Raw genomic sequence first — 14,365 nt, 5'->3', positions numbered from 1 at the left:
CAGACGAAAAGTCCTGGTCAGACTCTGCTGACCAGGACAATTCGGGACCAAACTCCCCGCTTTACGGTGCTTGATCGAGCGCGGTGCGCACTTCGCCGGTGAATCGGTCCGCCGCGGCGCGCAGTCCGGCGGCGTCCGGACCGTGCTTCAGCACCCCCCGGCTGACGCTGGGGAGGACGTTTTCGGCCGCGGGGCCGAAAACGGTCGGCAGATCGGCCGGGGTGGCGCCCTGCGCGCCGATGCCGGGGGCCAGCAGCGGGCCGTTGATCGCCAGATCGAACGAGGAGAGATCGCCGAGGGTGGCGCCGACCACCGCGCCGAAGGAGCCCAGCGGCTCGGCGCCGGCGTTCTCGGCGGCGAGGTGGCCGAGCATGGTCGCCGCGAGGGTCCGGCCGTCCTCGCGGACCGCACGCTGGACCTCGGCCCCCTCCGGGTTGGAGGTCAGCGCCAGCACGAACAGTCCCGCGCCGCTCTCCCGCGCCAGGTCGACGGCCGGCTTCAGCGAGCCGTAGCCGAGGTACGGGGAGACCGTCAGGGCGTCCGAGAACAGCGGCGAGTCCGGGCGGAGGTAGGTCTCGGCGTAGGCCGCCATGGTGGAGCCGATGTCGCCGCGCTTGGCGTCCATGAGCACCAGCGCACCGCGCTCTCGGGCCTCGACGACGGCGGTCTCCAGCACGGCCAGGCCGCGGGAGCCGAACCGCTCGAAGAACGCGGACTGCGGCTTGAAGACCGCGACGTGCTCGCCGAGCGCCTCGACGACGGTACGGGTGAACCGCGCCAGGCCCGCGACGTCGTCGTTCAGCCCCCAGTCGGCCAGCAGCGAGGCGTGCGGGTCGATGCCGACGCAGAGCGGCCCGCGCTCGTCCATGGCACGGCGCAGCCGCGCGCCGAAGGGGTCCAGCGGCCCGGAGGGCCTCGTTGAGGGGTCGGGCGAGGGGCCGGCCGTCATGCGGTCACCTTCCTGTGCTCGGCGCCGACGGCGTCGGCGAGGGTGGCGTACGGGCTGGTGCGCAGGCGGGCGGCCAGGCCCTTGTGGATCGAGCGGCACCAGAACGGGCCCTGGTAGATGAAGGCGCTGTAGCCCTGGACGAGGGTGGCGCCGGCGAGGATGCGCTGCCAGGCGTCCTCGGCGGTCTCGATGCCGCCGACGCCGACCAGGGTGATCCGGTCGCCGACGCGGGCGTAGAGGCGGCGCAGCACCTCCAGGGAGCGCTCCTTGACGGGCGCGCCGGACAGGCCGCCGGTCTCCGCGACCAGGGCCGGGTCGGAGGTGAGGCCCAGGCCCTCGCGGGCGATGGTGGTGTTGGTGGCGATGATGCCGTCCAGGCCGAGTTCGACGGCGAGGTCGGCGACCGCGTCGACGTCCTCGTCGGCCAGGTCGGGGGCGATCTTGACCAGGAGGGGGACCCGGCGGTCGGTGACCGTGCGGTCGGCGGCCTCGCGGACCGCGGTCAGCAGCGGCCGCAGGTGGTCGACCGCCTGGAGGTTGCGCAGCCCGGGGGTGTTCGGCGACGAGACGTTGACGACCAGGTAGTCGGCGTGCCGGGCCAGCCGCTCGGTGGAGGTGACGTAGTCGCCGATCGCCTCGGACTCCGGGACGATCTTGGTCTTGCCGATGTTGACGCCGAGGGTGGTCGGGAAGACCGGGTTGCGGGCCGCCAGACGGGCCGCGACGGACGCGGAGCCGTCGTTGTTGAAGCCCATCCGGTTGATCAGCGCGCGGTCCGGTACGAGCCGGAACAGGCGCTTCTTGGGATTGCCGGGCTGCGGCTGGGCGGTGACCGTGCCGATCTCGACATGGTCGAAGCCGAGCATGGTCATGCCGTCGATGGCGACCGCGTTCTTGTCGAAGCCGGCGGCCAGGCCGAAGGGGCCGTGCATCCGGCGGCCGAAGGCCTCGATGCGCAGTTCCTTGTGGCGCGGGGCGAGGGCGGCGGCGAGGAAGGTGCGCAGCACGGGGACCTGCGCGGCCCGCCGGATCCAGCCGAAGGCCAGGTGGTGGGCCCGCTCGGGATCCATGCGCGTGAAGAAGAGCCGGAAGAAGAGCTGGTACATGGTGTTGTCCTCACGAAGAGGGGGACACAGCGACGGTTCGCTGTGTCCCCCTCAAGGGCTGCTAGTCGCGGGCCGCGGTCAGGTGTTCCGCGTGTTCCTGGAGTGACCTGACGCCCACGTCGCCGCGGTTCATGGCCTCGATGCCCTGGACGGCGGCCGCGAGGGCCTGGACCGTGGTCAGGCAGGGCACGGAGCGGGCCACCGCCGCCGTCCGGATGTCGTAGCCGTCGAGGCGGCCGCCGGTGCCGTACGGAGTGTTGACGATCAGGTCGACCTCGCCGGCGTGGATCAGCTGGACGATGGTCTTCTCGCCGTTCGGGCCCTCGCCCTCGGACTGCTTGCGCACGACGGTGGCGTTGATGCCGTTGCGGCGCAGCACCTCGGCGGTGCCGGAGGTGGCGAGCAGCTCGAAGCCGTGCGCGACCAGCTCGCGCGCCGGGAAGATCATCGAGCGCTTGTCCCGGTTGGCGACGGAGACGAACGCCCGGCCCTTGGTGGGCAGCGCGCCGTACGCCCCGGCCTGCGACTTGGCGTAGGCGGTGCCGAAGACCGAGTCGATGCCCATGACCTCGCCGGTGGAGCGCATCTCCGGGCCGAGGACGGTGTCCACGCCGCGGCCCTGCACGTCGCGGAACCGGCTCCACGGCATCACGGCCTCCTTGACGGAGATCGGCGCGTCGAGCGGCAGGGTGCCGCCGTCGCCGGTCCTCGGCAGCAGGCCCTCGGCACGGAGTTCGGCGATGGTGGCGCCGAGCGAGATCCTCGCCGCGGCCTTGGCCAGCGGCACCGCGGTCGCCTTCGAGGTGAAGGGCACCGTACGGGAGGCGCGCGGGTTGGCCTCCAGGACGTAGAGGATGTCGCCGGCCATCGCGAACTGGATGTTGATCAGCCCGCGGACGCCGACGCCCTTGGCGATGGCCTCGGTGGAGGCCCGCAGCCGCTTGATGTCGAAGCCGCCGAGGGTGATCGGGGGCAGCGCACAGGCGGAGTCGCCGGAGTGGATGCCGGCCTCCTCGATGTGCTCCATGACGCCGCCGAGGTAGAGCTCGTGGCCGTCGTAGAGCGCGTCGACGTCGATCTCTATGGCGTCGTCCAGGAACCGGTCGATCAGGACCGGGTGGCGGTCGATCAGGCCGGCGTGCCGGGTGAGGTACTCGCCGAGCGACGGCTCGTCGTAGACGATCTCCATGCCGCGGCCGCCGAGGACGTAGGACGGCCGGACCATGACCGGGTAGCCGATCTCGCCGGCGATCCGCTTGGCCTCGTCGAAGGAGAAGGCGGTGCCGTACTTGGGGGCGGGCAGTCCGGCCTCGGTGAGCACCCGGCCGAAGGCGCCGCGCTCCTCGGCGAGGTCGATGGCCTCGGGCGAGGTGCCGACGATCGGCACGCCGTTGTCCTTGAGCGCCTGCGCCAGGCCCAGCGGGGTCTGGCCGCCGAGCTGGACGATGACGCCGGCGACCGGCCCGGCCTGGGTCTCGGCGTGCACGATCTCCAGCACGTCCTCGAGCGTGAGCGGCTCGAAGTACAGGCGGTCGGAGGTGTCGTAGTCCGTCGAGACGGTCTCCGGGTTGCAGTTGACCATCACGGTCTCGTAGCCGGCCTCGCTGAGCGCGAAGGAGGCGTGGACGCAGGAGTAGTCGAACTCGATGCCCTGGCCGATGCGGTTGGGGCCGGAGCCGAGGATGATCACGGCCGGCTTCTCGCGCGGGGCGACCTCGGTCTCCTCGTCGTAGGACGAGTAGAAGTACGGGGTCTTGGCGGCGAATTCGGCGGCGCAGGTGTCGACGGTCTTGTAGACCGGGCGGACGCCGAGGGCGTGCCGGACCTCGCGCACGACGTCCTCACGCAGGCCCCGGATCGCCGCGATCTGGGCGTCGGAGAAGCCGTGGCGCTTTGCGTCAGCAAGGATCTCCGGTTCGAGCTTGTCGGCGCCGGCGATCTCGTCGGCGATCTCCTTGATCAGGAAGAGCTGGTCGACGAACCACGGGTCGATCTTCGTGGCGTCGAAGACCTCCTCGGGGGTCGCGCCGGCCCGGATCGCCTGCATGACGGTGTTGATCCGGCCGTCGGTGGGGACCTGGGCCTTCTCCAGCAGCGCGGCCTTGTCCCCCGGCTCGGAGACGAAGTCGAACTGGCTGCCCTTCTTCTCCAGGGAACGCAGGGCCTTGTTGAGCGCCTCGGGGAAGTTGCGGCCGATGGCCATGGCCTCGCCGACCGACTTCATGGTGGTGGTCAGCGTGGCGTCGGCGGCCGGGAACTTCTCGAAGGCGAACCGCGGCACCTTGACGACGACATAGTCGAGGGTCGGCTCGAAGGAGGCCGGGGTCTGCTCGGTGATGTCGTTGGGGATCTCGTCGAGGGTGTAGCCGACGGCGAGACGGGCGGCGATCTTCGCGATCGGGAAGCCGGTGGCCTTGGAGGCGAGGGCGGAGGAGCGGGAGACCCGCGGGTTCATCTCGATGACGATGACCCGGCCGTCGGCGGGGTTGACCGCGAACTGGATGTTGCAGCCGCCGGTGTCCACGCCGACCTCGCGGATGACCGCGATGCCGATGTCCCGCAGGATCTGGTACTCGCGGTCGGTGAGCGTCATCGCCGGCGCGACGGTGATCGAGTCGCCGGTGTGCACGCCCATCGGGTCGAAGTTCTCGATGGAGCAGACGACCACGACGTTGTCGTGCTTGTCGCGCATCAGCTCCAGCTCGTACTCCTTCCAGCCGAGGATGGACTCCTCCAGGAGCACCTCGGTGGTCGGCGAGAGCGTGAGGCCCTGGCCGGCGATCCGGCGCAGCTCGTCCTCGTCGTGCGCGAAGCCGGAGCCGGCGCCGCCCATGGTGAAGGACGGACGGACGACGACGGGGTAGCCGCCGAGCTCCTCGACGCCCGCCAGGACGTCGTCCATGGAGTGGCAGATGACCGAGCGGGCGGACTCGCCGTGGCCGATCTTCTGTCGGACGGCCTCGACGACCTCCTTGAAGAGGTCGCGGTCCTCGCCCTTGTTGATGGCCTCGACGTTGGCGCCGATCAGCTCGACACCGTACTTGTCGAGGGTGCCGGCCTCGTGCAGCGAGATGGCGGTGTTCAGCGCGGTCTGGCCGCCCAGGGTGGGCAGCAGGGCGTCCGGACGCTCCTTGGCGATGATCTTCTCGACGAATTCCGGGGTGATCGGCTCGACGTAGGTCGCGTCGGCGATCTCCGGGTCGGTCATGATCGTCGCCGGGTTGGAGTTCACCAGGATGACGCGCAGGCCCTCGGACTTGAGGACCCGGCAGGCCTGGGTGCCGGAGTAGTCGAACTCGGCGGCCTGTCCGATGACGATCGGGCCGGAGCCGATGACCAGGACGGACTGGATATCGGTGCGCTTAGGCACGCTGGCCCTCCATCTGGGAAACGCTGTGCTGGTTGTTGTCGCGCATGAGCTCGACGAACCGGTCGAAGAGGTACGCGGCGTCGTGCGGGCCGGCGGCCGCCTCGGGGTGGTACTGGACGCTGAAGGCCGGCTGGTCGAGGAGGTGCAGGCCCTCCACCACGTTGTCATTGAGGCAGACGTGGGAGACCTCGGCGCGGCCGAAGGGGGTCTCGGAAACCTTGTCGAGCGGGGCGTCGACGGCGAATCCGTGGTTGTGCGCGGTGACCTCGACCTTGCCGGTCGTACGGTCCTGGACCGGCTGGTTGATCCCGCGGTGGCCGTACTTGAGCTTGTAGGTGCCGAAGCCCAGGGCACGGCCGAGGATCTGGTTGCCGAAGCAGATGCCGAAGAGCGGGGTCTTGCGCGCAAGGACGCCCCGCATGACGGAGACCGCGTGGTCGGCGGTGGCCGGGTCACCGGGGCCGTTGGAGAAGAACACGCCGTCCGGTTCGACCGCGTAGACGTCCTCGACGGTGGCGGTGGCGGGCAGCACGTGCACCTCGATGCCGCGCTCGGCCATGCGGTGCGGGGTCATGCCCTTGATGCCGAGGTCGACGGCGGCGACGGTGAACTTCTTCTCGCCGATCGCCGGGACGACGTACGTCTCCTTGGTGGCGACCTCGGCGGAGAGGTCGGCGCCCTGCATCTCGGCGGTCTGGCGCACCTTGGCGAGCATGGTGCCCGCGTCGGGCAGCGCGTCGCCGGAGAAGATCCCGACCCGCATCGCACCGCGCTCGCGCAGGTGGCGGGTGAGCGCGCGGGTGTCGACGCCACTGATGCCGACCACGCCTTGGGCGGTGAGTTCCTCGTCCAGGGAGCGCACCGAGCGCCAGCTGGACGGGATCCGGGCGGGGTCGCGGACGACGTAGCCGGCGACCCAGATCCGCTCGGACTCGGGGTCCTCGTCGTTGACCCCGGTGTTGCCGATGTGCGGGGCGGTCATGACGACGACCTGGCGGTGGTACGAGGGGTCGGTCAGCGTCTCCTGGTAGCCGGTCATGCCGGTGGAGAACACCGCTTCGCCGAAGGTCTCCCCCACGGCCCCGTAGGCGCGACCGCGGAAGGTGCGGCCGTCCTCCAGGACAAGTACGGCGGGAACTTTGGCGGTTCCCCTGGTGGAGGTCGTCATCGTGCGCCTTCCGTTTCGCTCTGCTCGGTGGTGTTACGGGTGTTGCTGGTGGGGGTGGTGCTCAGTGCGGTGAGGGCCTCGACCCAGGCGGGGTGCTCCTCCGCCCGGTCGGAGCGGAAGCCGGAGTCGATCTCGTGGTCCCCGTGCTGCCAGGTGACGACGAGCAGGCCGCCCTCGGTGAGGACCTTGCCGGCGATCCCCTTGTCGAGGCGGGCGCCGCGCAGCGCGGCGGCCGGCACGAAGAAGTCCGTCGCGCCCGGCCGTACGACGTCCAGGCCCCGGTCGGTCAGGGTCAGCTCGACGCGGCTGCGGGTGCCCAGGCCGTGGGCCACGATCCGGTCGAGCCACTGCCCGGCGGTGGTGGAGCCGTGGTAGCGCCCGCTGAGTGTGAGCTTCGGCTCACCGAGGTCCTCGGGGGTGGCCGGCAGCTCGGGGAGGTCGCCCTGGAGCGTGCCGCGCCACTTCCACCCCTGGCGCATCAGCCAGTAGACGAAGGCGACGAGCACCAGCAGGCCCGCGACCCAGCCGAGCCGGGCCGCCCAGTCGGTGACCGGCGCGGACTTCTGCGCCTCGGCCAGTTGGATGAGTGGAGGAGTCACGCCAGCTTCCCGTCGACGACCGTTGCCCGGCCCCGCAGGAAGGTGTGGCTGACGCGTCCCGGCAGCTCACGGCCCTCGTAGGGGGTGTTGCGGCTGCGGGAGGCGAAGCCCGCGGGGTCCACCTCTCCACGGTAAGCGGAATCGACCAGGGTGAGGTTGGCGGGCTCACCGGCCGAGACGGGCCGGCCGTGGCCCTCCAGGCCGCCGATCCGGGCGGGCCGGAAGGACATCCGCTCGGCGACGCCGGCCCAGTCCAGCAGGCCGGTGTCGACCATCGTGTGCTGGACGACGGAGAGCGCGGTCTCCAGGCCGACCATGCCCATGGCCGCGGCGCCCCACTCGCAGTCCTTGTCCTCGTGGGGGTGCGGGGCGTGGTCGGTGGCGACGATGTCGATGGTGCCGTCGGCCAGCGCCTCGCGCAGGGCCAGCACATCGCGCTCGGTGCGCAGCGGCGGGTTGACCTTGTAGACCGGGTTGTAGGTGCGCACCATCTCGTCGGTGAGGAGGAGGTGGTGCGGGGTGACCTCGGCGGTGACGTCGATGCCGCGGGACTTCGCCCAGCGCACGATCTCCACCGATCCGGCGGTCGAGAGGTGGCAGATGTGGACGCGGGAGCCGACGTGCTCGGCGAGCAGCACGTCCCGGGCGATGATCGACTCCTCGGCGACCGCGGGCCAGCCGCCCAGGCCCAGCTCGGCGGAGACGATGCCCTCGTTCATCTGGGCGCCCTCGGTCAGCCGCGGCTCCTGGGCGTGCTGGGCGACGACGCCGCCGAAGGCCTTCACGTACTCCAGGGCCCGGCGCATGATCACCGCGTCGTCGACGCACTTGCCGTCGTCGGAGAAGACGGTGACGCCGGCGGCGGACTCGTGCATGGCGCCGAGCTCGGCGAGCTTCTTGCCCTCCAGGCCGACGGTGACGGCGCCGATCGGCTGGACGTCGCAGTAGCCGTGTTCCTGGCCGAGCCGGTAGACCTGCTCGACGACGCCGGCGGTGTCGGCGACCGGGAAGGTGTTGGCCATGGCGAAGACGGCGGTGTAGCCGCCGGCGGCGGCCGCGCGGGTGCCGGTGAGGACGGTCTCGGAGTCCTCCCGGCCGGGCTCGCGCAGGTGGGTGTGCAGATCGACGAGGCCGGGGAGGAGGACCTTGCCGCCGGCCTCGACGACCTGCGCGCCGTCCGCGTCGAGACCGCTGCCCACGGCCTCGATGAACTCGCCGTCGATCAGGACGTCCTGCGGCTCGCCGCCGAGCACCTTCGCACCACGGATAAGGATCTTGCTCATGGGTCTTACTTCTCCTCGGTACGGGGGTGGGTGACGGCGGGCTCGTTGCCGCCCAGGAGCAGGTAGAGGACGGCCATCCGGATGCTGACGCCGTTGGCGACCTGCTCGACGGCCGTGCAGCGGCCGGAGTCGGCGACCTCGGCGGTGATCTCCATGCCGCGGACCATCGGCCCGGGGTGCATCACCAGGGCGTGCCCGGGCATCCGCGCCATCCGGTCGGCGTCCAGGCCGTAGCGCCGGGAGTACTCGCGCTCGGTGGGGAAGAACGCGGCGTTCATCCGCTCGCGCTGGACCCGCAGCATCATCACGGCGTCGGACTTCGGCAGCACGCTGTCGAGGTCGTACGACACCTCGCAGGGCCAGGTCTCGACGCCGACCGGCACCAGAGTGGGCGGGGCGACCAGGGTGACCTCGGCACCCAGGGTGTGCAGCAGGTCGACGTTGGACCGGGCCACCCGGCTGTGCAGTACGTCGCCGACGATGGTGATGCGCCTGCCGGACAGGTCCTGGCCGATCCCGGCGTCCGGGCCGATCAGCCGGCGGCGCATGGTGAAGGCGTCGAGCAGGGCCTGGGTGGGGTGCTGGTGGGTGCCGTCACCGGCGTTGATGACGGGGGCGTCGATCCAGCCGGAGTTGGCGAGCCGGTAGGGGGCACCGGAGGCGCCGTGCCGGATGACGACGGCGTCGACGCCCATCGCCTCCAGGGTCTGCGCGGTGTCCTTCAGGGACTCGCCCTTGGACACGCTCGATCCCTTGGCCGCGAAGTTGATGACGTCCGCGGAGAGCCGCTTCTCGGCGGCCTCGAAGGAGATCCGGGTGCGGGTGGAGTCCTCGAAGAAGAGGTTGCAGACCGTGCGTCCGCGCAGGGTGGGGAGCTTCTTGATCGGCCGGTCGGCGACCCGGGCCATCTCCTCGGCGGTGTCGAGGATCAGCACGGCGTCGTCGCGGGTGAGGTCGGCGGCCGAGATGAGGTGGCGCTTCATCCGGTTTTCTCCGTGTGTAGGGAGGTGTACGGGAATGTCCGTCAGGCAGGCATGCCTGCGGGCCCGGGGTCACCGGGTCCGTCAGCGGTGCGCTAGCGCTCGCCGGCCGGGGCGGTCTGCTTGAGTCCGAGCAGCACGGCGTCCCGGCCGTCCTCCTCGGTCAGCTGGACCTTGACCGCCTCCCGCAGCGACGTGGGGAGGTTCTTGCCGACGTAGTCGGCGCGGATCGGGAGTTCGCGGTGGCCGCGGTCGACGAGGACCGCCAGCTGGACGGCGCGCGGCCGGCCGATGTCGCCCAGGGCGTCCAGGGCGGCGCGGATCGTGCGGCCGGAGAACAGGACGTCATCGACGAGCAGGACGACCCGGCCCTCGATGCCCTCGGCGGGGATGTCGGTGCGGGCGAGCGTCCGGGCCGGGCCCAGGCGCAGGTCGTCGCGGTACATCGTGATGTCGAGCGAGCCCACCGGGACCGTGCGGCCGGTGATGTCCTGGAGCTTGGCGGCCAGCCGCCGGGCGAGGAAGACGCCACGGGTGGGGATTCCCAGCAGCACCACATCGTCCGCGCCCTTGGCGCGCTCGACGATCTCATGGGCGATGCGGGTGAGCATGCGCGCGATGTCCGGGCCTTCGAGCACCGGCCGCGCGGGGAGCTGGGCTCCCGCTTCGGAGCTTTTTGCGTCCATACGAAACGGACCTCCTTCTCCGCCTCACGGGACGGACCTTAAAGGACGTCGGATAACGCAGTCAGGTTACCAGGACCGCTCCGCTGGCCCGTCTGCACCCCTGACGGGTGAGGGTCTGGCCCATTCCGCTTGACGAACCGAGATTACGCTGCGTAACCTCACAGTGAGTTACCAGCCACGCGGCGGAGCCGCATGTCGATACAGCTGTCTGGGGAGCTATATGTCCAGCGAATACGCCAAACAGCTCGGGGCCAAGCTCCGCGCCATCCGCACCCAGCAGGGCCTCTCCCTTCACGGCGTCGAGGAGAAGTCCCAGGGGCGCTGGAAGGCCGTGGTGGTCGGTTCGTACGAGCGCGGCGACCGTGCCGTCACCGTGCAGCGCCTTGCCGAGCTTGCGGACTTCTACGGCGTTCCGGTGCAGGAACTGCTGCCGGGCACGACACCGGGCGGTGCGGCCGAGCCGCCGCCGAAGCTGGTGCTCGACCTGGAGCGCCTGGCCCACGTCCCGCAGGAGAAGGCCGGCCCACTGCAGCGCTACGCCGCCACGATCCAGAGCCAGCGCGGTGATTACAACGGCAAGGTCCTCTCGATCCGCCAGGACGACCTGCGGACCCTCGCCGTCATCTACGACCAGTCGCCCTCGGTGCTGACCGAGCAGCTGATCAGCTGGGGCGTGCTCGACGCCGACGCCCGTCGGGCCGTGTCCCACGAGGAGATCTGACCCTCTCCCGTCATCTGCAGAAACGTACCGCCGCTCCGGAGCCCGGGGCGGCGGTTCCGTTTTTCGCCGTACCCCGGCGCCGATGCGGGCATGCCAACGGGCCCGGAGCGTCCAGGGACGCTCCGGGCCCGTTCACATGCTCTGCCGCTCGTCCGCGGCGCCGGCTACTACGCCTCGCGCCGCAGACCCGGCTTCAGCTCCTTCAGCCGGCCGAGGAGGCCGTTGACGAAGGCCGGCGAGTCGTCCGTGGAGAACTCCTTGGCGAGCTGCACGGCTTCGTCGATCGCCACCGCGTCCGGCGTGTCGTCCACCCAGAGCAGTTCGTAGGCCCCGAGCCGCAGGATGGAGCGGTCGGCCGCCGGCATCCGGTCCAGGTCCCAGTCGACCGCGTAGGTGGAGATCAGCTCGTCGATGCGGACGATGTGGTCCGCGTACCCCTCGACGAGCTGCAGGGTGTACTCGTTCACCGGCGGCTGCCGGGGGTCGGTCCGGGCGTGCCGCATCCAGTCCGCGAGCACGGACTGCACGCCGGCGCCGCGCTGGTCGGCCTCGAAGAGGATCTGGAACGCGCGCTTACGGGCCTTGCTGCGGGCAGCCACGGTTAGCTGTTCACCCGGCCGAGGTAGTCGCTCGTGCGGGTGTCGACCTTGATCTTCTCACCGGTGGTGATGAAGAGCGGGACCTGGATCTGGTGGCCGGTCTCCAGGGTGGCGGGCTTGGTGCCACCGGTGGAGCGGTCGCCCTGGACGCCCGGCTCGGTCTCCTGGACGACGAGCTCGACGGCGGCCGGCAGCTCGACGTAGAGCACCTCGCCCTCGTGCTGCGCGACGACGGCCTCGAAGCCCTCGATGAGGAAGTTGGCGGCGTCGCCGACGGCCTTGCGGTCGACGTGCAGCTGGTCGTAGGTGTCCATGTCCATGAAGACGAAGTAGTCGCCGTCCATGTACGAGAACTGCATCCCGCGCTTGTCGACGGTGGCCGTCTCGACCTTCACGCCGGCGTTGAAGGTCTTGTCCACCACCTTGCCGGAGAGCACGTTCTTGAGCTTGGTGCGGACGAAGGCCGGGCCCTTGCCGGGCTTGACGTGCTGGAACTCGACGACGGACCAGAGCTGGCCGCCTTCGAGCTTGAGCACCATGCCGTTCTTGAGGTCGTTCGTGGATGCCACGGTTGCGGAATCTCCTGGACTGCAGGTGGTGGGACCCGGAGCGGCGCCCACCGAGCCGCTGCGGCTCAGAGTGCGAGCAGCTCCTTGGTCGTGATCGTGAGTAGCTCGGGCCCGCCGTCCGCCTCGGGGCGGACGACGAGTGTGTCGTCGATCCGGACACCCCCACGGCCCGGGATGTGAACCCCCGGCTCGACGGTGACCGGCACGCAAGCGTCCAGTTTACCCATGGCGGCCGGGGACAACTGAGGGTCCTCATCGATTTCGAGCCCCACACCGTGCCCGGTCCACGGCCCGAGCCGCTCGCCGTACCCCGCCGCGTCGAGCACATGGCGGGTGATCCGGTCCACCTCGCGGCACTCGACGCCCGGCGCGAGCGCCTCCCGGCCGGCCCGCTGGGCTGCGAAAACGAGATCGTACAGCTCGATCTGCCAGTCCGACGGGGTGGTGCCGATGACGAAGGTGCGGCCGATCTCGCAGCGGTAGCCGCGGTAGTTCGCGCCCAGGCAGACGCTGAGGAAGTCGCCCTCCTCGACCCGCCGGTCGGTGGGCAGATGCCCCGGGCGGCCGGAGTTCGGACCGGTCGCCACGGAGGTCGGGAAGGCCGGGCCGTCCGCGCCGTGGTCCACCAGCCGGCGCTCCAGCTCCAGTGCGAGATGCCGCTCGGTGCGGCCCACCAGGATCGATTCGAGCAGTTCGCCGAGTGCCTGGTCGGCGATCTCCGCGGCGATCCGCAGACAGGCGATCTCGTCGTCGTCCTTGACCAGCCGCTGCGCCTCGACCGCACAGGCCAGATCGGCCAGCCGGAGCTGCGGGGCGACCTGGGAGAGCGCCCGGTGCCGGGTGACGGTCAGATGGTGCTCCTCGACGGCCAGGGTGTCCGCGCCGGCCTTCGCGGCCAGGTCGGCGCCGGCCACCACCGGATCACCGCCGCGGCCGGGCAGCACCGACACCCGTACGTCGTCCACCGGACGCCCTTCGGACGGATCGCCGCTGAGCGGTCTGCCGCACAGCAGCACGTCGTCGGACGGGCCCAGCAGCAGAGCGGCGCCCGGCGGGGCGCAGGCGGTGAGGTAGCGGACGTTCGCGGGGCGCGAGATCAGGGCGGCGGCGCTTCCGGTTGCGGCACAGCGGTCGCGCAGCCGCGTGCGTCGGGCCGCGTACAACTCGGACATATCGCAAGCGTACGGCGGCTCCCCCGCGGCGGCCGGTCGAGGGGGCCGCCCGGGGGACCACCAGCGAGAACGCGCCGGCACGCGGCTACCAGCTGGGCGGGCTGGCCAGCGAGCGGGCGACCACGTCGTCCAGCACCCGCACCGTCGTGGCGACGTCGTGCTGGGAGTTGTCGATGATCGGCAGGCCCGAGCCGTACCAGCCGGCCATCCGGCCATGGATCCTGGCCACCTCCTCGTCCGACAGCCGGCGGTTGCCGGTGCGCCGGGCGTTGCGCTCCAGCACGATCTCCAGGCCGGGCAGCAGCACGATCGGCAGCAGCCCGGGGCCCACATGGCGCTTCCAGCCGCCCAGCCCGACGACCGGACGGTCCGGGAAGACGGCGTCGTCGAGGATGCAGGAGATGCCGTTGGCGAGGAAGTTACGGGCGGCGAAACCGCAGGTCCGGCGGGCCAGGCGGTACTGCGCCTCGGAGTGGTCGTTCCAGCCGGACTGAGGGTCGGCGAAGCCGGCCCGGACCCATTCGCGGACGTCGTCCAGGCTGATGTGCGCGGTCGGCACCCGGCGGGTGTCGGCCCAGTGGCGGGCGACGCTGGTCTTGCCCGCGCCGGCCGGGCCGATCAGCAGCACCGCGACGGCGGCGTGCGCGGCGTCCGGAGCGGCCGGGTCGCCGGGCGGGCTCGGCAGCGGCACCGGCGCGCCCGACGGCAACTGGACGTGGCCGGTGATGTCGGTGCTGTGCCCGCTGGGCGGCGGGGCCTGCTGCGGCGCGGAACCGTGCCAGCCCGGCTGCGGGGCGGGCTGCTGCACGGGCGGCGGCGGGGCCGCGGGGGCGGGCGGCGCGGCCGGCGGGGCCGGCGGCGAGGTGGGCGGGGTGGGCCGTCCCGGGCCGGGCGTCCAGTGCATGGCGGCCCCGGGTCCTGATGCCTGCCCGTGGGGCGGCGGCAGCGGAGCCCCCACTGCGTACTGCATCCGGTGGCTCTCCGTCTCGTGCGGTCGACGTGGTGCGGAGCACGGCGCCGGGCCGGACTGCCCGGTGCGCCGTGCGGTAACCCACCGGCCCCCAGGGGCCGTTGGGCCCACGGCCGCCGGCGTGGGGTGGTACTGCTTGCGAACGGTACCCTCCCGGCGGCGCGCCGGGGGACCTCCTACCCCCGGCACGCAC

The 14,365-nt window shown here is 71.4% G+C and carries 13 protein-coding genes; 1 reads left to right on the top strand and 12 read right to left on the bottom strand.

All coding sequences use genetic code 11. The features are described from left to right. Positions 1-61: 61 nt before the first annotated feature. From pyrF to pyrR, 8 genes are all read right to left on the bottom strand, one after another. Positions 62-949 (bottom strand): orotidine-5'-phosphate decarboxylase, encoded by an 888-nt coding sequence (gene pyrF / locus ACFV1J_RS20785; protein ID WP_385860191.1) that lies wholly within the window; start codon positions 947-949, stop codon positions 62-64. Then, positions 946-2,055 (bottom strand): quinone-dependent dihydroorotate dehydrogenase, encoded by a 1,110-nt coding sequence (locus ACFV1J_RS20780; protein ID WP_385860189.1) that lies wholly within the window; start codon positions 2,053-2,055, stop codon positions 946-948. Before ACFV1J_RS20780 ends, pyrF begins: the two co-directional genes overlap by 4 nt. 61 nt (positions 2,056-2,116) lie before the next feature. Further along, positions 2,117-5,425, bottom strand: coding sequence for a carbamoyl-phosphate synthase large subunit (gene carB / locus ACFV1J_RS20775; protein WP_385860186.1), 3,309 nt, complete (start codon positions 5,423-5,425; stop codon positions 2,117-2,119). Next, positions 5,418-6,593: a glutamine-hydrolyzing carbamoyl-phosphate synthase small subunit gene (gene carA, locus ACFV1J_RS20770; RefSeq protein WP_385860183.1), complete on the bottom strand. Its 1,176-nt coding sequence runs from the start codon at positions 6,591-6,593 to the stop codon at positions 5,418-5,420. Before carA ends, carB begins: the two co-directional genes overlap by 8 nt. Then, complete coding sequence (locus tag ACFV1J_RS20765) at positions 6,590-7,192, bottom strand: hypothetical protein (protein WP_385860182.1); 603 nt, start codon at positions 7,190-7,192, stop codon at positions 6,590-6,592. Before ACFV1J_RS20765 ends, carA begins: the two co-directional genes overlap by 4 nt. Next, entirely contained in the window at positions 7,189-8,475 is a 1,287-nt protein-coding gene (locus ACFV1J_RS20760) for a dihydroorotase (protein ID WP_385860180.1), read from the bottom strand. Before ACFV1J_RS20760 ends, ACFV1J_RS20765 begins: the two co-directional genes overlap by 4 nt. A gap of 5 nt (positions 8,476-8,480) precedes the next feature. After that, a complete protein-coding gene (locus ACFV1J_RS20755) occupies positions 8,481-9,458 on the bottom strand; it encodes an aspartate carbamoyltransferase catalytic subunit (RefSeq protein WP_385860178.1) in 978 nt (325 codons plus the stop codon). A 92-nt stretch (positions 9,459-9,550) separates the two neighbouring features. Continuing rightward, positions 9,551-10,141: a bifunctional pyr operon transcriptional regulator/uracil phosphoribosyltransferase PyrR gene (pyrR, locus tag ACFV1J_RS20750; RefSeq protein ID WP_385860176.1), complete on the bottom strand. Its 591-nt coding sequence runs from the start codon at positions 10,139-10,141 to the stop codon at positions 9,551-9,553. Between the two features lie 220 nt (positions 10,142-10,361). Between pyrR and bldD the strand changes: the two genes are divergently transcribed. Beyond that, a complete protein-coding gene (gene bldD / locus ACFV1J_RS20745; protein WP_030412006.1) occupies positions 10,362-10,862 on the top strand; it encodes a transcriptional regulator BldD in 501 nt (166 codons plus the stop codon). 167 nt (positions 10,863-11,029) lie between these two features. Here bldD and nusB read toward each other — a convergent pair whose 3' ends face one another. From nusB to ACFV1J_RS20725, 4 genes are all read right to left on the bottom strand, one after another. Beyond that, positions 11,030-11,461, bottom strand: a complete 432-nt coding sequence (gene nusB / locus ACFV1J_RS20740) for a transcription antitermination factor NusB (protein ID WP_201802468.1) — start codon at positions 11,459-11,461, stop codon at positions 11,030-11,032. Positions 11,462-11,463: 2 nt separating this feature from the next. Further along, positions 11,464-12,030, bottom strand: coding sequence for an elongation factor P (gene efp, locus ACFV1J_RS20735; protein WP_030412004.1), 567 nt, complete (start codon positions 12,028-12,030; stop codon positions 11,464-11,466). 65 nt (positions 12,031-12,095) lie between these two features. Beyond that, a complete protein-coding gene (locus ACFV1J_RS20730; protein WP_261952572.1) occupies positions 12,096-13,202 on the bottom strand; it encodes an aminopeptidase P family protein in 1,107 nt (368 codons plus the stop codon). An 85-nt stretch (positions 13,203-13,287) separates the two neighbouring features. Continuing rightward, positions 13,288-14,172, bottom strand: a complete 885-nt coding sequence (locus ACFV1J_RS20725; RefSeq protein ID WP_385860172.1) for a Pro-rich N-terminal domain-containing protein — start codon at positions 14,170-14,172, stop codon at positions 13,288-13,290. Positions 14,173-14,365 lie beyond the last annotated feature (193 nt).

Source organism: Streptomyces sp. NPDC059649 (assembly GCF_042734445.1).
Lineage (GTDB): Bacteria > Actinomycetota > Actinomycetes > Streptomycetales > Streptomycetaceae > Streptomyces.
The sequence above is the reverse complement of the archived record's forward strand: the minus strand, read 5'-3'. Positions and strand labels throughout refer to the sequence as shown.

Bases quoted from the DNA above. Each gene is read 5' to 3' on its own strand.
- carA (WP_385860183.1), bottom strand. From the start codon at position 6,593: ATGACGACCTCCACCAGGGGAACCGCCAAAGTTCCCGCCGTACTTGTC.
- ACFV1J_RS20780 (WP_385860189.1), bottom strand. From the start codon at position 2,055: ATGTACCAGCTCTTCTTCCGGCTCTTCTTCACGCGCATGGATCCCGAG.
- ACFV1J_RS20760 (WP_385860180.1), bottom strand. From the start codon at position 8,475: ATGAGCAAGATCCTTATCCGTGGTGCGAAGGTGCTCGGCGGCGAGCCG.
- bldD (WP_030412006.1), top strand. From the start codon at position 10,362: ATGTCCAGCGAATACGCCAAACAGCTCGGGGCCAAGCTCCGCGCCATC.
- pyrR (WP_385860176.1), bottom strand. From the start codon at position 10,141: ATGGACGCAAAAAGCTCCGAAGCGGGAGCCCAGCTCCCCGCGCGGCCG.
- ACFV1J_RS20755 (WP_385860178.1), bottom strand. From the start codon at position 9,458: ATGAAGCGCCACCTCATCTCGGCCGCCGACCTCACCCGCGACGACGCC.
- ACFV1J_RS20725 (WP_385860172.1), bottom strand. From the start codon at position 14,172: ATGCAGTACGCAGTGGGGGCTCCGCTGCCGCCGCCCCACGGGCAGGCA.
- ACFV1J_RS20730 (WP_261952572.1), bottom strand. From the start codon at position 13,202: ATGTCCGAGTTGTACGCGGCCCGACGCACGCGGCTGCGCGACCGCTGT.
- pyrF (WP_385860191.1), bottom strand. From the start codon at position 949: ATGACGGCCGGCCCCTCGCCCGACCCCTCAACGAGGCCCTCCGGGCCG.